Origin of the sequence: Jannaschia helgolandensis, from assembly GCF_900109285.1 — a bacterium.
In the GTDB taxonomy this organism is placed as follows: domain Bacteria; phylum Pseudomonadota; class Alphaproteobacteria; order Rhodobacterales; family Rhodobacteraceae; genus Jannaschia; species Jannaschia helgolandensis.
In genome coordinates this window covers 55965-80215 of the sequence record NZ_FNZQ01000005.1, presented here as the reverse complement: position 1 = coordinate 80215, position 24251 = coordinate 55965, and the positions used below count along the sequence as shown (strand labels likewise).

The window sequence follows — 24251 nt, the reverse complement described above, 5'->3', positions numbered from 1 at the left end:
GTAGTATTCAAGGGGAGGAATGTATGATAAAAGTTTCAATGACACTGGCCAGTCTCGGTGTGGCCGCTCTGATTCCGTTGACTGCATTGGCCGAAGGCCACGCGTCATGGCAGCCGGATCGCCCGATCAACATCATCGTACCCTGGTCGGCAGGGGGGTCCACCGACCAGGTAACACGCGTCGTCGCGCCAATTCTGGCAGAGGCACTGGGCACAGACGTGGTTATCGTGAACCAGCCGGGTGCGTCTGGGTCTATCGGGACGAAAGCCGCACTTGATGCGCCACGGGACGGATACACGTGGACAGCCAATGCCGTGGCAAACAACGCCACATATGCTGTGACGGGCCTGATCGAAGGCACATCGATCGAAGATTATGAAATCTATCTCAGCGTTGCGAACGTGCCCGTCGTCAGCGTCAATGCCGACAGCCCGTATATGGACTTTGCGCAGCTTCTCGAGGCGATGAAAACCGAAGGCGTGACTGTCGGCACCGCCGGCGTAAACTCCTCCGGTGGGATGGCGCTGGCGGCGATTGGCGAAGCAGCGGGCGGCGAACTGGCAGCACGCATGGTCACCTATGATGGCGGCGCGCCCGCCGTGATGGCCGCCGCCAGTGGCGAGGTGGCTATCACCACGCAGCTGGCAGTGGAACAGACCGAAATGATCCGGGCAGGCCGCCTGCGAGGTCTTGCTGTGTTGTCGGACCAGCCCCTGAATGTGGAAGGTATTGATCCTATTCCGCCGATTACGGACTTCATACCGGATTTCAAGGTCGCCGCAGACTATTTCGGCATCCTTATTCCGACAGGTGCGCCGGACGAGGTCTATGCGACCGTTGAGGCGATCTGGACTGAGAAAGTCGCGACATCGCCGGAACTGATGACCTATGCCACGGACCGCGGTGCCGTTTTTGCGCCATCGGCTGGTCAAGACGCGCTCGACCGCGCGATGCCGGTCATTACCGCCGAAGCCTGTGCCCGCGTGACACGCGGCGAGGCGGTGGTCGATCCATCGGAAATCGGCATCACCTGCGCAGCCGAGTAACACAGCGGCTTGCGCCGTCCGTGGCAACCCGGACGGCGCATCTCGCCATTTTCTGACAATCCAGCACTCAATGGGACGAATGATGCGCCTTGATTCCGCACGCGCCGACCGTATCACCGCCATAGTCCTCATCGCCCTTGGACTGACGATGCTCTGGGCAGGTTTCACGATGGACAGGCTGGAAATCCGGCGCATTCATCCGTCATCAATTCCGGGTCTTTTGCCGATGATCCTGGGCGCGGGCATGAGCATCTGCGCGGTGTTTCTGTATATCGGTGCGAAGGATCCAGAGGACGCGACGCATGCCGCCTCGTGGCGGACAATGATCCTCGCGGCTCTCTGGAGCAGCGCCTATGCACTTCTGATGGTCGGCACACTGCCATTCTACGTGGCAACGGCGGTCTATGTCGCGGGCTTCGTGATTATCTTCGATACCGACATGGCACCGATGAAGCGGGTCGTCGCGGGTGTTGTCTTTGGCATATTGGCCGCCGGGATCATCGGCGCGCTTTTCCGCTATGCATTTCTGGTGCGCCTGCCATGACGGGTCTGGGAAATTTCGGCGCAGCCTTGTGGGAATTGTCGACGTTCACGACGCTGTTTCATGTCACATGGGCAACCTTGCTGGGGATTTTCGTGGGCTCGCTGCCCGGGCTGACCGCGACAATGGGCGTCGCACTGCTGACCACGCTGACTTATACGATGGATCGGGACGCAGCCATCTTAGTGCTGCTTTGCATGTACGTCGGCGCAATTTACGGCGGATCGCGCAGCGCAATTCTGCTGAACATTCCGGGCACCCCGGCCAGTGCCGCGACTGCGCTGGATGGCTATCCCTTGGCCCAACAGGGCAGGGCTGGTTATGCAATGGGTCTGGCGACGGCGGGGTCCGCGCTCGGCACACTTATAGGGATTTTGCTGCTGGTCATGCTGGCCCCGCCACTGGCAGAGGCGGCACTGAAATTCGGCTCTTACGAATTCTTCTGGCTGGCGCTGTTCGGTATCGTGATTTCAGGCCAGCTGACAGGCGGGGCCTCGCCGCTGAAAGGTTATATTGCCGGTATTCTGGGTCTGATGGTTGCCATGGTGGGGTCAGATGGCATCCACAGCTACATCCGACTGACCGGGGGGTTCGATCAACTCAACGGCGGTATCGGCCTGATCCCTGCAATGGTCGGGGCTTTCGGTTTTGCGGAAGTGCTCAGCGTCATGTGGCAAAAGGTGCCGGAACTGGCCACCAATGCCGCAAAAGGGTCCAGCCTGCCACGCTTGCTGGATATCTGGCGCTACCGGATCACGATCGTAAGATCGGGCATCATCGGAACGATGGTCGGCATCATTCCCGGCGTAGGTGAAGATATCGGAGCCTGGGCCAGTTATGCAGCCGCCCGCCGAAAGTCGCCCGAACGCGATCAGTTCGGCAAGGGCAGCACCGAGGGGCTGACGGCCGCGGAAACCGGCAACTCCGCTGTTGTCCCAGGCGCGTTGATCCCGGCACTGACACTGGCGATCCCCGGGTCTGCCCCTGCTGCCGTTTTGATTGCGGCGCTGTTCATTCATGGTATCCGGCCGGGTCCGATGATCATGATAGAACAACCGACGTTCATCTATTCCGTAGCGGCGATGCTGGTCTTTGCGACCCTGGCGATTGGCATCTTCGGGGTCGCGCTGACGCCGCTGTTCATACAGGTGCTGAAAATTCCGCGCGCCTGGCTGATGCCAGTGGTTTTCACCCTGTGCGTGATCGGGCCTTATGCCCTCAGCCAGCGACTGTTCGATGTCTGGGTGATGGTGGCGTTCGGCTTCATCGGCTTCCTGATGCGGCAGATGAAATATCCTGTCGCTCCCTTGGTGCTGGGCATCATTCTGGGGGACTTGTTGGATAAGTCGCTGCGCCGGGGGCTGATCCTTTCGGACGGCGACATTTCTGCCTTTTTCACACGCCCGATCTCGGCGGGTTTTGCCGTTATCATTGCTGTTTCGGTCCTTTTATCCATTGCACCCGTGCGCCGCTCCCTCGCGGCACGCAATCCTTTTGCCAATGGAAAACAGCCATGACCTCTCGTCCCAGCCCACGCCGCCGTCATGATGCTGAAGCAGCCCGCGCCGATATTCTGGCAGCGGCCTTGAGTGAATTTGCCGACTATGGATATGGAGGCGCGCGCATCGACCGGATTGCTGCTGCAAGCGGCATGAGCAAGCCGATGATCTATAGCTATTTCGGCGACAAGGACGATCTCTATGCGGCGGCGCTGCGCGAGGCCTATGTCCAGATCCGTGAAGGCGAGCGCACACTGAATCTGTCCAACCTCGCCCCGTCTGACGCGATCCGGGCACTGGTGGAATTCACGCTCGACCACTTTATCGAAAAGCCGTGGTTCGTGTCGATGCTCAACACTGAAAACCTGCGCGGCGGCAGCACCATCCGGGTGATCGCCGATCTGACCGAAATTCAGTCTCATCTGGTTACTGAAATCGGCGTTATCCTGGACAGGGGTGCGTCCGAGGGTGCGTTTCGACAAGCTGTCGATCCGGTGGAACTCTATATCACGATTGCGTCGCTATGTTACTTCCCGGTCGCCAACCGCCATACTCTGAAATCCGTCTTCGGACGCGACCTGAACGATGCGGCACAGCTTGATCTGCGCCGTGGCCTGATCACCGATATGGTGCTCGCCTGGCTGGAATGGCGCGAATGACGTTTCAACTTACATTTTGCAATGAACTGCTGGCCGCTGAATACCCGAGGCTGGCCGACCAGAGCCGTCTTGCCCGGAAGCTCGGGGCCATGGGCCTTGAAGTTGATCCGGCTTCGCTGGGTCCCGAGGCACATAGGTTATCGTCAGAAAAAGTCAGGGCATTGCGGGACGAGGTCGAAGGCGAAGGCATCCGGATCACCGGCCTGCATTGGCTCCTTTCAGGATACCCCGAAGCCTCGATCACCGATCCGGCCCGTCAGGCGGCAACGCAGAGTATCCTTTTCGGTCTGATCGACCTGGCGCATGGTCTTGGCGCGGACGTCATGGTGCATGGCTCGCCCAAGCAGCGGGTGCCGGTGCCGGGCGCTGATCTGCAGGACACTTTGACAGCATTCTTCGCCCCGGTTGCCAAACACGCACAGCAGGCAGGCCTGATCTATTGCATCGAGCCACTCTCGCGGACCGAAACTACGGCGATCAACACCGTGGCCGAAGGCGCCGCGCTTTGTGGGGCTATCGGCAACCCGGCGTTCCAGACGATGATCGACACATCCGCGGCCGGCCAGACCGAACCTCCCGTTGCCGATCTGATCAGACAATGGGTCGGGCGGGGACCGATCGGGCACATTCACCTCAACGATACGAACCGGGGTGCACCCGGCGCTGGAAGTGACCCGTTCGATGCCATCCTGCCTGCCTTGCGCAAGGCGGGTTGGTCCGCTCCGATGGGCGTAGAACCCTTTATCCTGTCCGGCAACGTGCACGACACGTTTGCGCTGGCCGCGGCCACTGTGCGCCGCAACTGGGATCATTTGCCATCCTGACATTTTATCATGCCGCCCCCCGATGAGTGGTCGGGCACCAAATTATCAAAGACGAAGGAATACGACGATGGCGACACAGAGAATTGGCATCATCATGCACGGCGTGACGGGGCGCATGGGCATGAACCAGCACCTGATCCGATCTGTTCTGGCGATCCGGGACCAGGGTGGCGTACGTCTGAAATCCGGCGATCTGTTGCTTCCCGACCCGATCATCGTGGGTCGGAACGGGGGAAAGATCGCCGAACTGGCCAAGAAGCACGGTGTTGAACGCTATTCCACTGATCTCGATGCCGCCCTTGCCAATCCCGACGATACCGTCTTCTTCGATGCGGCCAGCACCCAGATGCGGCCGGGCCTTCTGCGCAAGGCGATTGACGCGGGCAAACACGTCTATTCCGAAAAGCCGGTCTCCGAGGGGCTGCAGGAAGCGGTGGAGATCGCCCGCCATGCCAAGGTCAAAGGGGTGAAAAACGGTATCGTTCACGATAAACTCGACCTGCCGGGTCTGCTCAAGCTGAAGCGTTTGCGCGACTCCGGATTTTTTGGCGAGATCCTGAGTGTTCGCGGCGAATTCGGCTATTGGGTGTTCGAGGGCGACTGGATGGAAGCCCAACGCCCCTCATGGAACTATCGCAAGACTGACGGCGGCGGCATCGTTTCGGACATGCTGTGCCACTGGCGCTATGTGCTGGATAATGTCGTCGCGCCGGTCAAGGCCGTTTCCTGCCTTGCGGTGACTCATATCCCTGAGCGTTGGGATGAAGATGGCAAGAAATACAAAGCAGACGCCGACGATGCGGCTTATGCGACCTTCGAGCTGGAAGGCGGGATCGTCGCGCAACTCAACAGCAGCTGGGCCACCCGCGTGCGACGGGATGATCTGGTTACCTTCCACATCGATGGAACGCTCGGCAGTGCGGTTGCGGGTCTGCACACGTGCTATTCACAGGCGCGGGTAAACACGCCGAAACCGATCTGGAATCCGGACCAGAAGCAAACCATGGATTTCTTCGACACCTGGGTCGAAGTGCCTGACAACACCACGTTCGACAACGGCTTCAAAGTTCAGTGGGAGCAATTCCTGCGCCACGTCGCCGAAGACGGACCATGGTCCTACACGCTGGAGGAAGGGGCCAAAGGCGTGCAACTGGCCGAGCTGGGCTACCGGTCTTCGGCGGAACGACGCTGGCTCGATGTGCCTGCGCTGGACATCTGAGGGGACCGCACATGTCGAACCTGATTTTACCCATAGCCGGGGGCGCTACGGCATCGCTGACCCTGACGGCGGGTCCGGTGCCTGAACCCGGCGGCGACTGGACACGCATCGCTTATGCTGCCGCCCACGTGGTGGCCGATCCGCTGGCCGATGTTGACCCCGGCACCGGGGTGGCCGTGGATTGGGAGCGGACACTGGCCTTCCGTCACCACCTCTGGTCGCTTGGTCTTGGCGTGGCCGAGGCGATGGATACGGCGCAACGTGGCATGGGCCTCGACTGGCCGACCTCGCTCGACCTGATCCGGCGCAGTATGAAAGACGCGCCAGCCGGAGCCCTGATCGCAAGCGGGGCCGGAACCGATCACCTGATACCAGGCCCGGACGTGACAATCGACGATGTCATCGCGGCCTATGAAATGCAGTGTGAAGCGATCGAGGCCACCGGCTCGCGGGTTATCTTGATGGCCAGCCGCGCCTTGGTCGCGGCTGCAAGGTCGCCGGATGATTATGCCCGCGTCTATGGCCGGGTGCTGTCCGGACTGAAACAGCCTGCCATCCTGCACTGGCTGGGCGAAATGTTTGACCCGGCCCTCGAAGGTTATTGGGGCGATCCCGATCACATGGGCGCCATGGATACCTGTCTGTCCGTGATCGCAGACAACGCGGCCAAAGTGGACGGGATAAAGATTTCGCTTCTGTCCGCCGAGAAAGAAATCTCCATGCGGCGGCGTTTGCCGGATGGCGTCGCCATGTATACGGGGGACGATTTCAACTACCCCGACCTCATTGCAGGTGACGAGGAAGGCTTTTCGCACGCCTTGCTTGGCATCTTTGACCCGATCGCCGGGTCGGCGTGCCGGGCGCTTACGTCGCTGGCAAAGGGCGATCATGCCGCTTATAGCGCGGCGTTTGATCCGACCGTTCCACTCTCGCGTCATATCTTCAGGGCCCCGACACGGTTCTACAAAACCGGTGTGGTGTTCATGGCATATCTGATGGGCCATCAGGACCACTTTACTATGGTCAGCGGGCAGGAAAGTGCACGATCCACCCTGCATCTGGCGGAAATCCTGCGGCTGGCCAATGACGCGCAACTGTTCATCGACCCCGATGAAGTGGCCCGCCGGGCCCGTCCCGTATTTCAGGCGCGCGGGGTGTCCGTATGAGAACGCTCACCTCTGCCGATCTGTCGCTCAACACTGCAACGGTCAGCAAACAATGGACTCTTGCGGAATGTATCGACGGATGTGCACGGCATGGTATCGGGGGAATTTCCCCCTGGCGGGACAAGTTGCAGGACTGCGGGGTCGACCGTGCGGCAAAGCTGATCCGTGATGCCGGTCTTGGCGTATCGGGCTTGTGCCGGGGCGGCTGGTACACCGCCGAAGGCGCGCTGACGCAAACCGTCCTTGACGACAACAAACGCGCTGTCGACGAGGCGGCGGCAATCGAGGCCGCGTGTCTGGTCATGGTCGTCGGAGGCCTGCCCGATGGCTCCAGGGATATCGACGGCGCGCGCGCAATCGTGACAGACGGGCTCTCCGCCACACTCGACTATGCTCGGACAGTAGGCGTGAAGATCGCTATCGAGCCCTTGCATCCCATGTACGCGGCCGACCGGGCCTGCGTGAATACAACAGGTCAGGCGCTGGATATCTGTGATCGACTGGGCAATGGCATCGGCGTCGCGCTTGATGTCTATCACGTGTGGTGGGATCCGGACCTTGCCGCGCAAATCGCCCGTGCCGGGAAGGACCGTTTGCTGGCCTTCCATGTCTGCGACTGGCTGAACCCGACCAGGGACATGCTCACGGATCGGGGCATGATGGGCGAGGGCGTCATCGACATTCCTGCGATCCGAAGCGTCGTCGAAGCGCAGGGTTTTGACGGGCTGGTCGAAGTGGAGATTTTCTCGGCAGAAGATTGGTGGACGCGTCCAGCCGACGAGGTGCTGGCCGCCATGACCGGAGCCCTGCCGTCGATCTGATCCACGGCGCGGATTCTCGAAAACTCAGGCTTTGTTGATTGCAGTAGCCGTACACTTTGATTTTGCGGACTTACGGTCGCTGAACGCCCGAACGGTTCAGCGTTACGCGGTACAGGCTGGTCGTCGCGGTGATATACAGCTCATGCTTGGCGCGTCCGCCGAAACAGATATTCGACACCAATTCCGGCACCAGAACCTTGCCCATCAGGTGACCGTCCGGCGCGATGCAGTGCACCCCGTCGCCCGCCGACGACCACAGGTTGCCATCGGTGTCGACGCGGATGCCATCGGCCAGTCCCGGCTCGATCTTGTGAAACAGACGACCGTTCGAGGTCGCGCCGCCGCTTGCGCAGTCGTAGACCCGGATATGCTGATCGTCTTCGGTGAACATGCGCCCGGTGTCGGCCACATACAGACGGCTCTCGTCAGGTGAAAACGCCAGCCCGTTGGGGCATTTCATGTCGTCGACCATGACATCCATCGTCCCGGTCGCGGGGTCGATGCGGTAGACGCGACAAGGAAGCTCCTGCTCGGACGCGAAACCTTCATAATTGGTCATGATGCCGTAATGGGGGTCGGTGAACCAGATCGTGCCGTCCGATTTTACCACCACGTCGTTGGGTGAATTTAGCCGCTTACCGTCGAAGGTGTCGGCGATCAACGTGAGAGTGCCGTCCAGTTCCGTGCGGGTGACGCGCCGGGTTCCATGTTCGCAGGACACCAGCCGTCCCTCGCGGTCACGGGTATGACCGTTCGCGTAGTTCGACGGCGCGCGATAGACCGAGATGCCGACGTCCGGCGTCCAGCGCAGCATCCTGTCATTGGGAATGTCCGAGAACAGCAGACAACCGGCATCACCGAACCAGACCGGCCCCTCGACCCAGTCGAAGCCGGTCGCCAACTGCTTGACCGGCGCGTTGCTCAGCACGAACCGCGCAAAAGCGGGATCGATAATCTCGTGGTGGGACATGGGTCGGACTCTGTCACTTTGGATAAACGGATATCGCTGACATATCCATGTTCGTCAAATGGCCGAAGGACAGCGGGTGCAGCCAGCAGGTTCGTTCCGGCATATCGCTGGTCCATTGCTTTGTTGCAGCGATACCGGCCATCGACCCTGTCTTGCGATCCGTCACGCCGTTGGTGCGGCGATGGAGCCGCGACCAGCAACATACCGATCATCATCGTCTCCAATCGCTGTCGCATTGTGGCCGGGCGGTGACCATTATATTGGGTCACCCGCCGCAGAGACTGTCCGCTTCACAAACCGGAGGTCGAAAGAACAGTCCGTCCCGAAGCAGTCTCAGAACGGGATTTCGTCGTCCATGTCCGACGGGCCGCCATAGCCGCCCCCGGAAGTGCCGCCGCCGCTCCGGTCATCGCCGCCGCCGCCGTAGGACCCGCCACCGCCGCCACTGCCGCCGCCTTCACCGCGACCGTCAAGCATTGTCAGTGTGCCATTGAAACCCTGCAATACGACTTCGGTGGAATAGCGGTCGGCCCCGGACTGATCCTGCCATTTGCGGGTCTGTAGCTGGCCTTCCAGATAAACCTTCGATCCCTTCTTGAGATACTGCTCGGCAATGCGGACCAGACCTTCGTTGAAGATCGCGACCGAATGCCATTCGGTCTTTTCCTTGCGCTCGCCGCTGGTCTTGTCTCGCCAGGTTTCAGACGTTGCGATGCGCAGGTTGCACACCTTGCCGCCGTTCCCGAAGGTCCGGATTTCAGGGTCCCGGCCAAGATTGCCGATCAGAATTACCTTGTTCACGCTGCCGGCCATCGTCGCTCTCCCGTCTCTGTCCGAATCTGTTCCGCCTTTTGAACATCGAAGTGGTTAAAGGTCCATGACCGCAACGCGCACAGGGTTGACGGCGCAGGGTTCCACACAGGACGGATTTACGTTAACACATCCGTCAGCACGGACATCCCGACACAAGGGGCGGCGCGCGTCAAAATGGGACAGCCGGAGATTTTCACGTGATCCGATTTGCCATGTTTTCCGCGATCTGCGTGGCCATGCTCGGAGCCACAGGCGCCAAGGCTCAAACCTTTTCCAGCCGGTCCCGCGCCGATATTTTTTCCAGTCAGACCGCCCTTATGGACCGGCGCCTGTCTACACAGTATTCGAATTCCAGCCGTCTCGCTCCGCGGAGGTTCGAGACCGCAAACGGGTCGTCCCGCGAATCGATTCCGCGTTACAGTGGCAGTCAGCGGTCGGCCTGGATCGAGACCGCGCGCATTTCCGCGCGCCGCCATGGCATCCCCGAAGATCTTTTTCTGCGGCTGGTCCGTCAGGAATCGGGCTGGAATCCGAATGCGCGGTCGAACAAGGGCGCGATCGGTCTGGCTCAGTTGATGCCCCAGACGGCCCGTGCCCTGGGCGTGAATCCCGCCGACCCGCAGCAGAACCTGGACGGCGGGGCACGGTATCTGGCGATCCAGTATCGGGCCTTCGGCAGTTGGCGTCTGGCCCTGGCGGCCTATAATGCCGGTCCCGGCGCGGTTCTGAAGTATAACGGCATTCCCCCCTATCGCGAGACGCGGAATTACGTCAGCGTCATTATGGGGCGCGGCTAGCAATACCAATGCTTTGCCTGGCTATCTTAATGTAGGAATCCCGTTCCCTGAAGGACGCCATGTTCCATCGCATAGCGTGTCAGGCCCGCCGTGGACGAAATGCCGAGTTTGCGCTTGAGATTCTTGCGATGCGTCTCGACCGTGCGGACTGAAATATCCAGATCCGCTGCCACCTGCTTGTTTGACCGTCCTTGCGCCAGCAGCAGCAGAATCGTCTGTTCGCGTGAGGTCAGCGGCTCTGACCCGTCGCCCGATGGCTCCAGCGCGGTTTCCGCGCCGGGGCAGAGGTATCGTTCGCCCGCAACTACCGTATCTATGGCGCGGCGGATTTCTTCGGTCGGCTGATCCTTGAGGCAATATCCGGCGGCCCCGTGGCGCAGGGCGGTGGCGACATATTCGGGCGCATCGTGCATCGAAAGGATCAGCACAGCCACATCGGGGTGGCGTTCGCGCAGAATTTCCGTTGCCGCCAACCCGTTCATTTCCGGCATATTGAGGTCAAGAAGGATGACATCAGGCCTCAGGTCCGCCGTACGGGCGATGGCCTCGCGCCCGTTTGACAGGGTACCGACGACGGTCAGGTCATCATAAGTTTCCAAAAGCGCGCGGATGCCATCCGCGACCATCGGATGATCGTCCACGATCAGGATGCGAAGGGGAAGTGTAGCGTCGGTCATGTGATGCCGACTACGCCAGTGCAGAACGTGGAACAAGGCAAATGGGATTGGTGGCGTTCTCCGGGCCGGGACGCGGCGCGGGATAGTGACAGGCGGAACCGGGGCGATCGGCGTCCGTGCGACAACCGTGTCGCGGGCACACGTCAACCGGCCAGGCCCGCCATTCCAAGGAACGGCAGCAATGCCAGAAGCCAACCCATACCGTCTAACGGTCCGCTGCCTGCATCTGCCGCTTCGTCCGCAGCGACCGGCTCGTTTCCCGGCGCGTCATCGTCTTGGGACGGCTCTGCGATCGCGGGGGGCGCACTGTGATATCCATCATCGGGGAAATTCAGTACGTCGTCGGTACCGCCGGACAACGCGCCCGAGGCATCGGGCGCAAACGGGCCTGCTTCAGGCTCGCTGCCGTCGATCGCGATCATCGTCTGCTCGAATTCGTCGGTCGGAATAAATTTGACGAGACGGACTTCCATGATTTCGCCGGGTGCCAGGGTCGCGACGATCTGGCCATCATCATAAAAGTCGTCTTCCGCGAGCCTTTCGATCGTGGCCCGCGCATCGGAAGCACCGGGCCGGGTTGCGTCCTCGACTCCGATCGTCCGGGCGGTCGGTGTGCCGCCCCCTTCGACCATCATGTCCAGATCGAAGGTCACCGTTTCAATCGTGTCCGAAGTCGAGGCGACGTAGAACACCAGCTCGCCATCTCCATAGAAACCATGAAGATCGGCGGTCTTGCCCTGAAACTCCGTCACGCTGTCGTCATCGACGGCAAAATCCAGCATCTGCTTGCCCGGCAACCCTTCCGACATCATCGCGAACAGGGCGCCTGATGGAGTGACGCCGCCATCCGCGCTGTCGGGGCTGAGTGCGTTTCGCGTGTTCTGGATCAGCGGCCAGATATGGGCCTGATCGACGCCGGATTCGACCATAGTCTCAAAAATGTTGAGGACTTCCTGCGCCTGTTTCAGACCATAATCCGTCTCGCGGTCAAAGCGGGGGTCAGATGCAGACTGGTTCCATTCGGTGACGTGAATGTCGATGCCCTCGAAGGCCGCCTCCCAGCTTTTTTCGATTTGATTCAGACCGAAATCCCGCTGACCGGGCTGCACCGCCTCGCGCGAATACAGGTGAGTGACTACGCCGTCGACGGCCTGCGCCTCGTCTTCATCGAACTGCTTGATGATCAGCTCGTCGTTGATCGCGCGCCAGTTGATGCCGCCGTTGGGAAAGACGACTTCGGATCCGAAATCGGTGCCGTACGTAGCGTTCAGGTCGGCAAGGATGTCAGCTGCGGACTGCCCGGCATAATTTGCGCTGAGGTTGGACGACCCGCTGTTGGTGCCCGATTGCACTATCACGTCGATGCCGGGGTTTGTGCCTGTTTCCGTTGTGACAAGGGTCAGTTCGTCGTCGATTACCTCGGCCATACGGGACGACAGGCGACCGTATTCAACGGCATTCATTTCGCCGCTGCCCCAGTATTCATTCCCGATCTCGAAGGCGACGATATCGGTGTCGCCGTATTCGCCCGTCGCCACACCGCGCACAAAGACGCGCAGCTCTGTCTCGTCGAAGGCGGGAAAGCGGTCGCCGTTGCCATCCATGCGGACCGACAGATTGTCCCTGGTAGGCAGGACGATGGTTGCGGTCAGATCGTTGGCGGTCGCATAGGCGAGGAAATCCGACAGCGGCACAAAACCCTGCGCCTTGCCATCATCGTCATAGACGACAGGACTGTCTGGGTTGCCGATGTCGAACAGTTTCTCGGTCAGCGAGCCGCCGGGATATCGCAGACCGGTCAGTCCAAGGTATTCGACAATTTGAATCAGGTTGCCGCCCGGCTCCAACGTATAGCGGTTCGCAAGGAAGTTGCCGTTGAATAGCCCCCCGGAAATCGGGTCGCCTTCGATTTGAGGAGCATTCACCACCGACATCTTCGACCTCCAGGACAGAGCCGTGGAGATACGATGCAAGTGTTTACGATATTGTTTCGAAAAAGGCGACGATGCGACCTAATACCGCTTATATCACTGGCATTTTAGTCAATTGAACGGACCATTCTATCCGTCTGTCGATCACTCCGCCGCTTGCGCGGAGGGCGCTTCGCCTTCGTTTCTTGTATCGGGTTTCAGCAAGTGGGTCAGCGGTACAGTTGCCTCGACCACCATGCCGTGCCCGCCCGGACCCGAGGTCAGTGTCAGGCTGCCGTGCAGTTGTTCGATCCGCTCGGCCATGTTGCGCAGGCCCATTCCGGAGCCGGTCGCATTGTCGCGACGGGGCAGGCCGCATCCGTCATCCTCGATCCTCATGGTTGCGCCGCGTCGGTGCCCCAGAAGGCTGACCCTTACGCGGGTCGCCCCGGCATGGCGTTCGACATTGGTCAGCGCTTCCTGAGCGATCCGGTACAGCGCTGTCTTGGCCTCGATATCCAACCGGTTGCGAAAAACGGCAGTGTGAAACTCGACCTGCAGACCAGTACGAGCTTCGAAGGTTTCGCAAAGCGATTTCAACGCCGGACCGAGTCCCAGATCGTCCAGCACACCGGGGCGCAGATCGTGGCTGATGCGGCGCACCTCGGTCAACGCGCCCTGCAATCCGGTGATCGCCCCGTCGACCGCCGCTTCGGCCGAGGCATCGCCCCTGGCGGTCAAACGCCGTGCCAGTTCCAGTTTGTAGCGTATGCCGACCAGAAGCTGGCTGATGCTATCGTGCAGTTCGCGCGCGACGCGACCCCGCTCTTCTTCCTGGGTGTCCAGAATCCGCTGCGTCAATTGTTTCAGCTTTGCATCGGCCAGACGACGTTCGCGCACGGTGATCATCAACCCGGACGCGAACACCAGCAATAACGCGGCCAGAGCGATCGCCCCGATCCAGCGGAACTGCTGCGCAACATTGGTCCGCACCTCGGCCCGCGCGGCGGCCCCCTGTGCCAGAACATCATCCATGAAAACGCCGGTACCGATGGCCCACTGCCAATCCTGCAGCCCAATAACATAGGTCAGGATCGTGGCATTCTGTCCGGTGGACGGCTTGGGCCATTCGTAGGTGTGATAGCCCGATCCGGCCCGCGCCAGTTCGATCAGCGTATCGGTCACCGGCACGCCCCGATCATCCTGCAGGCCGGACCAGTTGCGCCCGATCAGCCATGTCTGACGCGGTGCCACGAGGTTCTGACCTTCATAATCGTAGACGAAGAAGAACCCGTCCGTGCCATAGATCATCGCCGACAGGATCTGCGTCACCCGCAGTTTTGCCACCTCGTCGTCAGGGGGAGCATTGCCATAGATGGTGATGAAGGCGGTGCGCGCCAACTGAACATAATTCCGCAATTCGCGCCGCTTGGCGTCGATCATCGTCTGTTCCAGCGACGCGATCTCTCGTGCGGCGGTGCGTTCGGACTGCACGGCGATCAGCACCGCAATACCGCTGATCGCAAGGATCAGCGGTAGCGTAGCCAGCAGAAACAGCGATTGGCCATAGGAAAGACGGAGTAGGCGCATGGTCCGATTAGACCGCAGACCGTGCGCCGTGACAACGCCGCGCACGGTCTGGCATGCATCACGGTTGGGGGATCAGTTTTTCCAATGACTGACGACGGTGTAAGTCTCACCGCTGGGCTGATCTTCCAGATACTCGGAGAACGCTGACCAGAGCCCCTTGATTTTTTCGGCTGTCTCAGGCGTCGGTTCGGCGATGTCAGTCGTCGAAATGACATAGCCTTTGCCGGTTTTGTCATCCATCACGTTGAGGAATGTCTGCTGACCGGGCAGGGCCATGACCTTCTCTTTCAGGCCGTTGAGGATTTTTGTTCCGGCGGCCATGCTGCCGGGCTTCATCTTGTAGGGTGTGACACGCGCATACATAAAAACAATCTCCCTAAGGGCGCAAAAACAAAGCGCACGATCCTACGTCAAAGTGCGCAGGTTCGAAGAATATAGCATAGTTTGCACTCAATCGCCGATCTTTCAGCCGACGTGAAATCCATCCATTAACCAATTTTTCACATTTTTCAGCGTTTGACTGGGGCCAGATGGGGCACCGCATTCCTACGGAAAGATCTCAATATGGTTCTCGACACTGCGCCCCTTCCTGACGACGCGCTGGATACGATTTATGGCCGATTTTCGCGTGCGTCGCGCAAGCGTCTGAACTTGACCTACGACTACGAACACGGAGCGATTTCTGCGTTCGCGGCACTGGTCAGGCTTATCGGCGCAACTCGGGTGTTCGATATCGGGGCAAACATCGGCGTCTATTCGGTGCGGGTTTGCCAGATTCCGTCCGTCAAATCGATTCATGCCTATGAGCCTGGCGAGGGCGCTTTCGACGTTCTGTCCCGCAACGCCGAACTTCAGGCTGACCCTGCGATAATCGACCTTCAGAACACCGCCGTATCGGACGTTGCGGAACGCAGCGAATATGCCGTGTTCGGCAAGATGGCGGGGAACAATGCCCTGCTGTCCACGATGCCCGCAGCCTGGAAAGCCGCCAATACAGTTGAGGTCGAGACGGCCCGGATAGACGACGGCTACGACATGCGTGGTGAGACGTTTGCGCTCAAGCTTGATGTCGAAGGGCACGAGTTGAAGGCGTTGCTCGGGGCGAGGGAGTATCTTAGCGGGAATAAAGGGTTTCTCCAGGTCGAGAGCTTTCCGGGGCAGATCGACGAAGTACGGGAAGTCGTGAAAAGCATGGGCTACCGCCGCATCTTCCGGATGAAGCAGGACCATTATTTCACGAATATCGAGGATACCGCTTTGGTAGACCAGATGATGGATATTCTGTTCGATCAGACTGCCGAGAGCCTGGCCGAAGCCCAGAAGCTCAAGGAATTGCGGCGCAAGACAATCCGCGATGTGCGGACGGCTCTGGATACCGTGCGTTTCGAACGCGATCCGGTCATCCCACCCGGCTGATGCCTTGGGGCGCCGTCAGTTGTCAGGGGCGGGCGCGTCTACGCATTTTCGGGTATTTGACACGCCGATGGCTTTCCTTAGTGTCCCGAAACGCCCCGCAAAGGGGGCCGTCAGCCTGCCGGGAGGGTGGCTGACATAAAAAATCCCAAGGGAGGGTATTGATGGACCGTCGTTCATTCCTTAGAAATTCCACGCTCGGTGGTGCCGCCACCGTCGGTGCAGCCGCACTCGCAGCACCCGCTTACGCGCAGGGCAAACGCACCCTGACCATGGTCACGACCTGGGGACGCGGCCTTGCCGGTGTCCACGACAGCGCTCAGCGTGTCGCCGACAGCATCACCGCCATGTCCGATGGCCAGCTTACCGTCGATCTGAAGGCCGCTGGCGAACTGGTCGGCGCGTTCGAGGTTTTCGACGCAGTGACCTCCGGTCAGGCCGACATGTATCACGGTGCCGACTATTACTTCGTCGGTCAGCACCCGGGCTATGCCTATTTCACCGCCGTGCCATTCGGCATGACGGCGCAGGAACTGGCCAACTGGTATTACCATGCCGGCGGCATGGAACTGCACGACGAGCTGGGCCAGATCTTCGGTCTGAAATCCTTCCTCGGTGGCAATACCGGCGCTCAGGCCGGTGGCTGGTTCCGCAAGGAAATCAACAGCCCCGAAGACTTTCAGGGTCTCAAGTTCCGCATGCCCGGCCTCGGCGGTCAGGCTCTTGGCAAGATGGGCGCCTCCGTCCAGAACCTGCCCGGATCGGAAGTCTATCAGGCGCTGGCCTCGGGAGCGATCGACGGCACCGAGTGGATCGGTCCCTGGGCCGACGAAAAGGCCGGTTTCCAGGAGATCACCAAGATCTATTACACCGCAGGGTTCCATGAACCGGGTGCCGGCCTGACTGTCGCCACCAATCGCGATGTCTTCGATGAGCTGTCTCCTGCCCACCAGAAAATCATCGAGATCGCGTCCGGCGAAGGGCACCAGTGGAACCTGGCGCAATTCATGGCCAACAACGGCTCCGCTCTGGCCCGGCTTCAGTCCGGTGGTGTGACGGTCCGCGAATTCCCCGATGCCGTCTGGGATGCGATGGGCGTGGCCAGCCAGGAAGTCACCGACGAAAACATGGGCGACGAACTGTTCGCCAGAATCCACAACTCGGCGATGGAGAGCATGAAGTCCTCGTCGAACTGGATCACCCGTTCGGAAGGCAAGTATCGGACCGAGCGCGACCGCGTTCGCGGCTGATTTGTCCTTTGGGGTCGCCACTGAGCGGCCTGTAGTGATAGCGGCCCATCCCTTCGGGGGCGGGCCAACACGACGGGGGGGACACCCCATGCGCCATGTCGGGGGACATAATGATTGATGCCATCCTGTGGTTCTTCACGAACCTGGGCCTCGCGTTTTATAATCTGGTATACGCCGTCATCAACCCAGCTACATGGCTGGACTGGTCCAACAGTGAATCCGTGCTGCGCTTCGTATACTACGGAGCCAGTCAGGAGCTGTTTTTCGTTCTGCTTGCCTTGTTCCTGATCCTGACCATAGCGACCGGCCTGTCGCGTCGATTTGGCTGGGGCTTGGTCCGCGGGTCGGAATTCGTGCTGAACTGGACCGGGCGTATCGCCGCATGGGCAGGCTTCCTGATGGTGATGCAGCAGATCATGATCGTCTTCCTGCAACGCATCTTCCGCGTCTCGGAAATCAGCATCGGGCCATTCGGTACGGTCTTTACCAAGGACCTCTCGTGGTACTCCGAGGAACTGAAGCTTTATAACGCGATCATCGTCAGCCTCTGCGTCGCATGGACGTTCATTCAGGGCGGGCACGTGCGTGTCGATCTGGTCTATTCCGCGGTCGGGCATCGCACCAAGCGTATCATCGACATGGTCGGCAGCGTGGTGTTCATGATGCCCGCGCTGATCCTGATCTGGCTGTATTCGTGGTTCTTCCTCTGGCGCAGCCTGATTACCCCGGCCACATCCGCCTCGGATCAGTTGGACCGGCTGATGCTGAAAGCGCGGGCGATGCGCTGGAACGTCGAGACCATCGGGTTCAGTCCGAACGGGTTCAATGCCTATTTCCTGTTCAAGATCCTTATCCTGCTGTTCGTCGCCACCGCATTTTTCCAGGCCTGCGTCTTCTTCTGGCGCAGTTGGCTGGAATTGCGTGAAGGCGAGATGAGTGCGGGTCGGTACATGGACTACGACATCACAGGCGACGAAGACATCGCTCTGGCATCCAGAATCAACTGAAGACAAGGGCGGTTCACGCCCAAACCAAACAGCGGGCGGTTCACGCCCGATAGAATTCACGGGCAAACCACGCCCGAAGGGGACACGAGATGCTTTTCGGTTTGGACGGGGTCGAAGTCGGCCTGATCATCGTCTTCCTTTGCCTGTTCGGGGGGATCATGTCGGGCTTCCCGGTGGCCTTCGCCATTGCGGGTGCCGGCACGATCAGCTTCGCGATCATCGCCGCTCTCGATAGCGCGGGCATCCTGATCCATCAGGCCATCGCGACCAACTCTGCCGAATATGCCGCCCTGATCGCCGAAGGCGTCGCCCGCGACAGCATCTCGGTTTTCCGATACCCTGACCTTCCGCGCGAGGCGGTGTCCCTTTTCCCGCAGGGCTGGGAAACCGCGCTGGACCGCAACATTGGCTTCATCGTCAATCGCATGAACGAGCGTGTGATCGCAGGTGCGTCGATTGAAACGCTGCTGGCGGTGCTGATGTTCGTGATGATGGGCATTACGCTGGAACGCTCGAAAATCGCCAACGACCTGCTGACCACGATGGCGCGCGTTTTCGGCCCCTTGCCGGGCGGCCTGGCCGTCTCCATCGTGATCGTCGGGGCCTTTCTTGCCGCCTCGACCGGCATCGTGGGCGCGACCGTCGTAACCATGGGGCTGCTGGCCCTGCCGACGATGCTGCGCAATAATTACTCGCCCGAACTGGCGACCGGCGTGATCGCTGCAAGCGGAACCCTGGGTCAGATCATTCCGCCGTCCATCGTGATTGTCCTGTTGGGCACACTGGCAGGTGACATCTATTCTACCGCGCAGGAACAGCGGGCCGCACTGGCCGGCTGCTCAGATGCGCTGACCTATCTGGGGCAGCCCGCCGTCGTCTCGGTCGGCACTCTGTTTCAGGCGGCTCTCCTGCCGGGCATCTTCCTGGCGTTCCTGTATGGGGCCTATGCCTTCGGCTACGCCCTCTTGAATCCATCCAAAGCTCCGGCTGTCCAGTTCGAGGAGGGCCGCCCCTCGACCACGACCAAACAGGACGCCTTGCTCTGGCTTGTCGGTGTGCCGATCCTTTTGATCGTAGGGGCTATCGCCCTTGGCTTCGCAGGACTGATCGGACCGCAGGATGTTGCCGTCAGCAGTTTCAGCGAGGCGGGTGAAACCTCCTCACTGCGCACCAACGTCTCCGCCTCGTGTCAGGCCGCGATGATCGAGTTGCATGGTCAGGAAGCCTGGGACATCGCCGTTGCCGAACAGGCCGCAATCAACGATGCGGGCGGAGTGCAGCTGTCTCGTCAGCTTTCGGCAGAAGAACTGATCGCCGCGCGCACTGCGGCAATCGGAAATGCCGCCCCCATCGGTTCCGGAATTGCGATCCTGTTCATCGGCATGGGCATCGTTCTGGCCGCCGCGCGGGGCATCAATCCACTGGCCGATGCGCGGCCTCTGCTGATCGGGGCGGGCGGCGTCTTGCTGGCCTTCATCCTTGATGCCGTGCTGATCGGACCTATGACGTCACCGGGCACCACATTTGTCCTGATGGCGGTACCGATGGCGATCACGCTCTACGGCGTCTGGCCCGCCTTCGAACGTCTGGCGCAGAACGAACTAATCCGGGTCGTGTTCCCGCCGCTGGTCCTGATCATTGCCGTCCTGGGGTCCATCCTCGGGGGCATCACCAACCCGACGCCCGCCGCGGCTTTGGGTGCCGGTGGCGCGATCATGCTGGCTGCCTATCGCAAGTTGCAGGAAGAAGGCCGCTCCGGCGTGTCGATCCTGCTGGCGTCGCTGGCCATCGTGGTCATGCTGCTGTTCGGCGTGAATTTCGACCTGCGCACAGGGCTGGCAACCACGACCGCCGCCGACTGGATCGCGCTGATCATCGCGCAACTGGCCTATCACGGGGCGTTTCTGGGCCTGCTCTATGCCTCCTGGGTATTGCTGCGCACCGGCGTTCTGGGCCCTGTCGTGCGCGAGACGGCCAAGGTTACGTCGATGGTCTTCACCATCCTGATCGGGTCGCAGCTGCTGAACCTGGTGCTGATTTCCTTTGGCGGAGAATATTACATCCAGGACTTCCTCAAAAGCTTCGACAGCGAATTGAAAGTCTTCCTGATCGTGATGCTGGTACTGTTCGTGCTGGGCTTCGTCCTCGATTTCCTGGAGATCATCTACATCGTCATTCCCATCGTCGGGCCTGTCATTTATGGCGGCACCTTCGATCCGAAGTGGGTCACGATCATGATCGCGGTGAACCTTCAGACGTCTTTCCTGACGCCGCCTTTCGGGTTCGCATTGTTCTATCTGCGGGGCGTCGCGCCCAAGCAGGTGACGACGGGGCATATCTATCGCGGGGTGATCCCCTTCGTGCTGATCCAGGTTCTGGGTCTGGCAATCCTGTGGATTTTCCCGTCAATCGTCACGATCGTGCCGAACCTGCTGCCTTCGAACTGAACCTGTGGCCCCAGCTGCGACCCGTGCTAGATCTCCCGGCATCTGAACCAGCCGGGAGATTTCCGATGTCGCTCAAGAAAACTGCCATGAGAATGGCTTTGGCTTTTGCAGCCGCCAAGGGCTATCAGGCGTTCCGCAAAGGCGGCGGCATGGCCGGACTCAAGGACAGGCTGGCCGGGGCAGGCGGATCGTCCACAACCACCGCCGGGTCGTCGTCATCCGGGGGTCTTGGCGGTTTGCTCGGGTCATTGGGCGGCGGCACGACGGGCGCCGGTTCATCGGGCGGTCTGGGCGGCATACTAAGCTCGCTTGGTGGGGCCACCGGCACGGCTCGCTCTGGTGGTATGGGGGGACTGTTGGGCGGATTGGCCGCGATGGCGGGCGGGTCTGCCATGGCGCAGGGCAGTGACGCTGATGTGATGCGCCGCGCCGAACAGGGCCCGCAGGACGAAGCAACGGCCGCCGCAATGATCCGGGCGATCGGTCAGGCTGTGCGCGCTGACGGTGAAATCGACGCCGGGGAACGGCAGGCTCTGGACGACATCATGGGCGATGCCGACACGCCCGAAGATCAACAGGCCATCCGCGACGCCCTGTCCGAGCCGCTGAACCCGGAAGCGCTGGCCCGCGACGTTCCCCGCGGTCACGAGGCCGAGGTCTATGCCGCCGCCCTGACTGCCATCGACCCCGATGCGTCGTCGGAACGGGCCTATCTGCAACGGTTCGCCACGGCGCTGGCACTGGACCCGCAAGAGATTGAGCGCCTACATGTCGCCGCTGGCAAACAGGCATAATGCAACCGTTACGCGTGTCGCGAGCGGACGATGGGTTTCCCTTGCCCGCCCGATGCCCTAGCTAATCGCCGGACACCACATCAGGAGGCCCCGATGGCCGACATCAAAGACCCCGAGAACACCATCATCATCGAGTTGAAGGACGGCCCCGTCCATATCGAACTGTTGCCCGACGTAGCGCCCGGTCACTGCGAACGGATGAAGGAACTGGTCCGTGAAGGCGCCTACGACGGGGTGGTTTTTCACCGCGTGATCGATGGCTTCATGGCGCAGACCGGCGACGTCGAGCATGGCAAGGAGGGCGGCAACACCGCGCGCGCCGGAACCGGCGGCAGCGAAAAGCCCGATCTCAAGGCTGAATTTTCCGGCGTGCCGCATGACCGTGGCACCCTTGGCGCGGCCCGTTCTGCCAGCCCGGATTCTGCCAACAGCCAGTTTTTCATCAACTTCGGCGACAATCATTTCCTGAACCGGCAGTATACCGTCTATGGCCGCGTCACCCAGGGCATGGACCATGTCGACAAGATCGCCCGTGGCGAGCCGCCCGCGAACCCCGACAAGATGATCTCCGTCAAGGTGGCTGCCGATGCGTAAGATATTTTGTGCTCTGGCGATCAGCCTCTCGTCGGCATCTGCCGCATTCGCCGTCGGCCTCGAAATCGACGTGACGGGCGAAGCGAATGGCACGATCACCATCGACCTGCTGGAAGACGTGGCTCCGGCTCACGTTGCTCAGATCAAGGCGCTGGCCGAAGCAGGGGCCTATGACGGCGTCGTTTTCCATCGCGTGATCGATGGCTTCATGGCCCAGACCGGCGACGTGCAGTATGGTCGCGCCGGCACCAACCTCGATCTGGCCGGAACAGGTGGCAGTGACCGTCCCGACCTGGACGCGGAATTTTCGGACATTCCCTACGAGGAGGGCGTGGTCGGCATGGCACGGTCGTCCAATCCGAATTCCGCCAACAGCCAGTTTTTCATCATGTTCGCCCCTGCGGCGAACCTGAATGGTCAATACACCGTAGTCGGGCGCGTGACCGGCGGCATGGACGTCGTCGAGAAGATCAAGCGCGGGCAGGGGCCGAACGGCAGCGTTCAGGACAATCCGGACGTAATGACCGAGGTTCGCGTCATCGATTGAAATCGAAGCCGATCATTAGAATGGATTGCAAAGGCCGCCCCATAAAGGCGGCCCTAGCAAATTTAAGCAATAGATCAGTTGCTTGACGGGTTCTGATCCGTCGCCGCATCGCTCGGTTGGATGGTGGCATTGCCATCGGTCTGGACCGCATCTCCGGTCGGCGTATTGTCCGGCGAGTTGTCTTCGGGTGAAACGATAAAGAACAGATAGACGACCAGAATGATAGCGGCGAAGACCAAACCCGCAGTAATTCCGATGATCGGACCTGCGTGCTTCTGCTTCTGCTTCTCAATATTTGTGTCGGGGGGGCTCATGGCGGTCCTCCTGTAATTGCGATTGGTCGACGACAACCAAACTTTCGACCGATATGCATGGTTCCCGCGTCAATCTGTCATACGGATCAGCGCATGCCGCTTGCGTCCAGCGGACAGTTTGACCTGGCAGGCCAAGTCAGTCGCATCCAGAACCAGTCCGGGGTCGGTCACGGCCGCATCGTTGATTTTCGCTCCGCCTTCGGCGATCAGGCGTTTCGCTTCCTTGCCGGACCTGGCCAATCCTGCGCGGACAAACAACTGGACAATGGAAATGCCCTCGGCAGCCTCGGACGATGAAACGATGGCAGTCGGCAGGTCGTCCCCCGCGCCGCCTTTCTCGAAGACTTCGCGGGCCGTGGCTTCCGCAGCTGCCGCCGCGTCAGCGCCATACAAAAGGGTTGTGACCTCGTTGGCAAGCCGCACCTTTGCCGCGTTGATGTCCGACCCCTCCAGCGCGCCAAGACGGTCGCATTCCTCGACCGGAATCTCCGTATAGAGCTTGAGGAACCGCCCCACGTCGGCGTCTGTCGTGTTGCGCCAGAATTGCCAGAACTCATAGGCCGACAGCAGGTCGCCGTTCAGCCAGATCGCCCCCGACTGCGACTTGCCCATCTTCTTGCCGTCCGATGTGGTCAGCAGGGGCGAAGTCAGGCCGAACACGGCATCGTCCAGAATGCGCCGCGTCAGGTCGATGCCGTTGACGATGTTGCCCCATTGATCCGATCCGCCCATCTGCAAAAGGCAACCGTGACGGCGATGCAGTTCCATGAAGTCGTAGGCCTGAAGGATCATGTAGTTGAACTCGAGGAACGACAGCGATTGTTCCCTGTCCAGCCGGGACTTCACGCTCTCGAACGACAGCATCCGGTTGATACTGAAATGGCGCCCGACATCGCGCAGGAACGTCAGATAATTCAGCCCGTCGAGCCATTCCGCATTGTTCAGCAACAGGGCGTCGGACGCTCCGTCGCCGAACGATATGTAACTATCGAATACCGCGCGAATGCCCGCGATGTTCGCATCGATCTGTTCTTCTGTCAGCAGCGGGCGTTCGTCGGCGCGAAAGCTGGGGTCGCCCACCTTGGTCGTGCCCCCACCCATCAGAACAATCGGCTTGCCACCGCATTTCTGCAACCAGCGCAGCATCATGATCTGGATCAATGATCCGACGTGCAGCGACGACGCAGTTGCGTCGAAGCCGATATATCCCGGCACGATGCCTGCGATCAAAGCTTCGTCCAGCCCCTGATAATCGGTGCAGTCGGCCAGAAAGCCGCGCTCCGTCATCACGCGCATGAAGTCTGATTTGGGGTGGTAGGTCATGGGTCTTCCGGTACATCTGTGACTGGACCC

Annotated in this window: 24 protein-coding genes; 16 read left to right on the top strand and 8 right to left on the bottom strand. The window is 60.5% G+C overall.

Annotation, left to right across the window (positions count from 1 at the left end; all coding sequences use genetic code 11):
• Window positions 1–23: 23 nt before the first annotated feature.
• From BMY38_RS13055 to BMY38_RS13020, 8 genes are all read left to right on the top strand, one after another.
• On the top strand, window positions 24–1046 hold the full coding sequence (locus BMY38_RS13055) for a Bug family tripartite tricarboxylate transporter substrate binding protein (protein ID WP_175495883.1): 1023 nt from the start codon (window positions 24–26) through the stop codon (window positions 1044–1046).
• An 82-nt stretch (window positions 1047–1128) separates the two neighbouring features.
• Complete coding sequence (locus tag BMY38_RS13050; RefSeq protein WP_175495882.1) at window positions 1129–1590, top strand: tripartite tricarboxylate transporter TctB family protein; 462 nt, start codon at window positions 1129–1131, stop codon at window positions 1588–1590.
• Window positions 1587–3104 (top strand): tripartite tricarboxylate transporter permease, encoded by a 1518-nt coding sequence (locus BMY38_RS13045; RefSeq protein WP_092763495.1) that lies wholly within the window; start codon window positions 1587–1589, stop codon window positions 3102–3104. The genes BMY38_RS13050 and BMY38_RS13045 overlap by 4 nt, the downstream gene beginning before the upstream one ends.
• Window positions 3101–3745 (top strand): TetR/AcrR family transcriptional regulator, encoded by a 645-nt coding sequence (locus tag BMY38_RS13040; protein ID WP_092763493.1) that lies wholly within the window; start codon window positions 3101–3103, stop codon window positions 3743–3745. The genes BMY38_RS13045 and BMY38_RS13040 overlap by 4 nt, the downstream gene beginning before the upstream one ends.
• Complete coding sequence (locus tag BMY38_RS13035; RefSeq protein WP_175495881.1) at window positions 3742–4569, top strand: sugar phosphate isomerase/epimerase family protein; 828 nt, start codon at window positions 3742–3744, stop codon at window positions 4567–4569. Before BMY38_RS13040 ends, BMY38_RS13035 begins: the two co-directional genes overlap by 4 nt.
• Window positions 4570–4636: 67 nt before the next feature.
• Window positions 4637–5788: a Gfo/Idh/MocA family protein gene (locus BMY38_RS13030; RefSeq protein WP_092763489.1), complete on the top strand. Its 1152-nt coding sequence runs from the start codon at window positions 4637–4639 to the stop codon at window positions 5786–5788.
• Between the two features lie 11 nt (window positions 5789–5799).
• Window positions 5800–6954, top strand: a complete 1155-nt coding sequence (locus tag BMY38_RS13025; protein WP_092763487.1) for a dihydrodipicolinate synthase family protein — start codon at window positions 5800–5802, stop codon at window positions 6952–6954.
• Entirely contained in the window at window positions 6951–7775 is an 825-nt protein-coding gene (locus BMY38_RS13020) for a sugar phosphate isomerase/epimerase family protein (RefSeq protein WP_092763485.1), read from the top strand. Before BMY38_RS13025 ends, BMY38_RS13020 begins: the two co-directional genes overlap by 4 nt.
• A gap of 70 nt (window positions 7776–7845) precedes the next feature.
• Here BMY38_RS13020 and BMY38_RS13015 read toward each other — a convergent pair whose 3' ends face one another.
• Window positions 7846–8745, bottom strand: a complete 900-nt coding sequence (locus BMY38_RS13015; protein WP_092763483.1) for an SMP-30/gluconolactonase/LRE family protein — start codon at window positions 8743–8745, stop codon at window positions 7846–7848.
• Window positions 8746–9078: 333 nt separating this feature from the next.
• The gene (locus tag BMY38_RS13010; protein ID WP_092763481.1) at window positions 9079–9558 is read right to left on the bottom strand and encodes a single-stranded DNA-binding protein; all 480 of its coding nucleotides are present in this window, start codon (window positions 9556–9558) and stop codon (window positions 9079–9081) included.
• A gap of 212 nt (window positions 9559–9770) precedes the next feature.
• Here BMY38_RS13010 and BMY38_RS13005 point away from each other — a divergent pair, with 212 nt between their 5' ends.
• Window positions 9771–10355 (top strand): lytic transglycosylase domain-containing protein, encoded by a 585-nt coding sequence (locus BMY38_RS13005; RefSeq protein ID WP_175495894.1) that lies wholly within the window; start codon window positions 9771–9773, stop codon window positions 10353–10355.
• A 26-nt stretch (window positions 10356–10381) separates the two neighbouring features.
• On the opposite strand, the gene BMY38_RS13000 is transcribed toward BMY38_RS13005, so the two are convergent.
• The 4 genes from BMY38_RS13000 to BMY38_RS12985 form a co-directional block, all read right to left on the bottom strand.
• Window positions 10382–11032 (bottom strand): response regulator, encoded by a 651-nt coding sequence (locus BMY38_RS13000; RefSeq protein ID WP_092763479.1) that lies wholly within the window; start codon window positions 11030–11032, stop codon window positions 10382–10384.
• A gap of 143 nt (window positions 11033–11175) precedes the next feature.
• On the bottom strand, window positions 11176–12966 hold the full coding sequence (locus BMY38_RS12995; protein ID WP_092763477.1) for a hypothetical protein: 1791 nt from the start codon (window positions 12964–12966) through the stop codon (window positions 11176–11178).
• A 141-nt stretch (window positions 12967–13107) separates the two neighbouring features.
• Complete coding sequence (locus BMY38_RS12990) at window positions 13108–14532, bottom strand: cache domain-containing protein (RefSeq protein ID WP_092763475.1); 1425 nt, start codon at window positions 14530–14532, stop codon at window positions 13108–13110.
• 72 nt (window positions 14533–14604) lie between these two features.
• Window positions 14605–14853, bottom strand: coding sequence for a hypothetical protein (locus BMY38_RS12985; protein ID WP_139204716.1), 249 nt, complete (start codon window positions 14851–14853; stop codon window positions 14605–14607).
• A 243-nt stretch (window positions 14854–15096) separates the two neighbouring features.
• Between BMY38_RS12985 and BMY38_RS12980 the strand changes: the two genes are divergently transcribed.
• From BMY38_RS12980 to BMY38_RS12950, 7 genes are all read left to right on the top strand, one after another.
• Window positions 15097–15948 carry an FkbM family methyltransferase gene (locus BMY38_RS12980; protein WP_092763471.1) on the top strand — a complete coding sequence of 284 codons (852 nt, stop codon included), beginning with the start codon at window positions 15097–15099 and terminating at the stop codon, window positions 15946–15948.
• 161 nt (window positions 15949–16109) lie between these two features.
• Window positions 16110–17195, top strand: a complete 1086-nt coding sequence (locus BMY38_RS12975) for a TRAP transporter substrate-binding protein (protein ID WP_092763469.1) — start codon at window positions 16110–16112, stop codon at window positions 17193–17195.
• 110 nt (window positions 17196–17305) lie between these two features.
• Window positions 17306–18202, top strand: a complete 897-nt coding sequence (locus BMY38_RS12970; RefSeq protein WP_092763854.1) for a TRAP transporter small permease subunit — start codon at window positions 17306–17308, stop codon at window positions 18200–18202.
• 89 nt (window positions 18203–18291) lie between these two features.
• Window positions 18292–20649: a TRAP transporter large permease gene (locus BMY38_RS12965; protein WP_092763467.1), complete on the top strand. Its 2358-nt coding sequence runs from the start codon at window positions 18292–18294 to the stop codon at window positions 20647–20649.
• 65 nt (window positions 20650–20714) lie between these two features.
• Window positions 20715–21443 carry a DUF533 domain-containing protein gene (locus tag BMY38_RS12960; RefSeq protein WP_092763465.1) on the top strand — a complete coding sequence of 243 codons (729 nt, stop codon included), beginning with the start codon at window positions 20715–20717 and terminating at the stop codon, window positions 21441–21443.
• Between the two features lie 93 nt (window positions 21444–21536).
• Complete coding sequence (locus BMY38_RS12955; RefSeq protein WP_092763463.1) at window positions 21537–22037, top strand: peptidylprolyl isomerase; 501 nt, start codon at window positions 21537–21539, stop codon at window positions 22035–22037.
• Complete coding sequence (locus BMY38_RS12950) at window positions 22030–22584, top strand: peptidylprolyl isomerase (protein WP_092763461.1); 555 nt, start codon at window positions 22030–22032, stop codon at window positions 22582–22584. Before BMY38_RS12955 ends, BMY38_RS12950 begins: the two co-directional genes overlap by 8 nt.
• Window positions 22585–22658: 74 nt before the next feature.
• Here the strand turns inward: BMY38_RS12950 and BMY38_RS12945 are convergent, their stop codons facing one another.
• Window positions 22659–22898, bottom strand: a complete 240-nt coding sequence (locus BMY38_RS12945) for a DUF2273 domain-containing protein (RefSeq protein WP_092763459.1) — start codon at window positions 22896–22898, stop codon at window positions 22659–22661.
• 69 nt (window positions 22899–22967) lie between these two features.
• On the bottom strand, window positions 22968–24221 hold the full coding sequence (gene tyrS, locus BMY38_RS12940; protein WP_092763457.1) for a tyrosine--tRNA ligase: 1254 nt from the start codon (window positions 24219–24221) through the stop codon (window positions 22968–22970).
• Window positions 24222–24251: the final 30 nt, after the last annotated feature.

Coding starts and splice junctions, on each gene's coding strand:
- BMY38_RS13045 (WP_092763495.1), top strand. CDS start 1,587: ATGACGGGTCTGGGAAATTTCGGCGCAGCCTTGTGGGAATTGTCGACG.
- BMY38_RS12970 (WP_092763854.1), top strand. CDS start 17,306: ATGATTGATGCCATCCTGTGGTTCTTCACGAACCTGGGCCTCGCGTTT.
- BMY38_RS12980 (WP_092763471.1), top strand. CDS start 15,097: ATGGTTCTCGACACTGCGCCCCTTCCTGACGACGCGCTGGATACGATT.
- BMY38_RS12985 (WP_139204716.1), bottom strand. CDS start 14,853: ATGGCCGCCGGAACAAAAATCCTCAACGGCCTGAAAGAGAAGGTCATG.
- BMY38_RS13035 (WP_175495881.1), top strand. CDS start 3,742: ATGACGTTTCAACTTACATTTTGCAATGAACTGCTGGCCGCTGAATAC.
- BMY38_RS13000 (WP_092763479.1), bottom strand. CDS start 11,032: ATGACCGACGCTACACTTCCCCTTCGCATCCTGATCGTGGACGATCAT.
- BMY38_RS13050 (WP_175495882.1), top strand. CDS start 1,129: ATGCGCCTTGATTCCGCACGCGCCGACCGTATCACCGCCATAGTCCTC.
- BMY38_RS12955 (WP_092763463.1), top strand. CDS start 21,537: ATGGCCGACATCAAAGACCCCGAGAACACCATCATCATCGAGTTGAAG.
- BMY38_RS13025 (WP_092763487.1), top strand. CDS start 5,800: ATGTCGAACCTGATTTTACCCATAGCCGGGGGCGCTACGGCATCGCTG.
- BMY38_RS12995 (WP_092763477.1), bottom strand. CDS start 12,966: ATGTCGGTGGTGAATGCTCCTCAAATCGAAGGCGACCCGATTTCCGGG.
- BMY38_RS12965 (WP_092763467.1), top strand. CDS start 18,292: ATGCTTTTCGGTTTGGACGGGGTCGAAGTCGGCCTGATCATCGTCTTC.
- BMY38_RS12975 (WP_092763469.1), top strand. CDS start 16,110: ATGGACCGTCGTTCATTCCTTAGAAATTCCACGCTCGGTGGTGCCGCC.
- BMY38_RS13020 (WP_092763485.1), top strand. CDS start 6,951: ATGAGAACGCTCACCTCTGCCGATCTGTCGCTCAACACTGCAACGGTC.
- BMY38_RS13040 (WP_092763493.1), top strand. CDS start 3,101: ATGACCTCTCGTCCCAGCCCACGCCGCCGTCATGATGCTGAAGCAGCC.
- BMY38_RS13005 (WP_175495894.1), top strand. CDS start 9,771: ATGTTTTCCGCGATCTGCGTGGCCATGCTCGGAGCCACAGGCGCCAAG.
- BMY38_RS13015 (WP_092763483.1), bottom strand. CDS start 8,745: ATGTCCCACCACGAGATTATCGATCCCGCTTTTGCGCGGTTCGTGCTG.
- BMY38_RS12950 (WP_092763461.1), top strand. CDS start 22,030: ATGCGTAAGATATTTTGTGCTCTGGCGATCAGCCTCTCGTCGGCATCT.
- BMY38_RS13030 (WP_092763489.1), top strand. CDS start 4,637: ATGGCGACACAGAGAATTGGCATCATCATGCACGGCGTGACGGGGCGC.
- BMY38_RS13010 (WP_092763481.1), bottom strand. CDS start 9,558: ATGGCCGGCAGCGTGAACAAGGTAATTCTGATCGGCAATCTTGGCCGG.
- BMY38_RS12945 (WP_092763459.1), bottom strand. CDS start 22,898: ATGAGCCCCCCCGACACAAATATTGAGAAGCAGAAGCAGAAGCACGCA.
- tyrS (WP_092763457.1), bottom strand. CDS start 24,221: ATGACCTACCACCCCAAATCAGACTTCATGCGCGTGATGACGGAGCGC.
- BMY38_RS13055 (WP_175495883.1), top strand. CDS start 24: ATGATAAAAGTTTCAATGACACTGGCCAGTCTCGGTGTGGCCGCTCTG.
- BMY38_RS12990 (WP_092763475.1), bottom strand. CDS start 14,532: ATGCGCCTACTCCGTCTTTCCTATGGCCAATCGCTGTTTCTGCTGGCT.
- BMY38_RS12960 (WP_092763465.1), top strand. CDS start 20,715: ATGTCGCTCAAGAAAACTGCCATGAGAATGGCTTTGGCTTTTGCAGCC.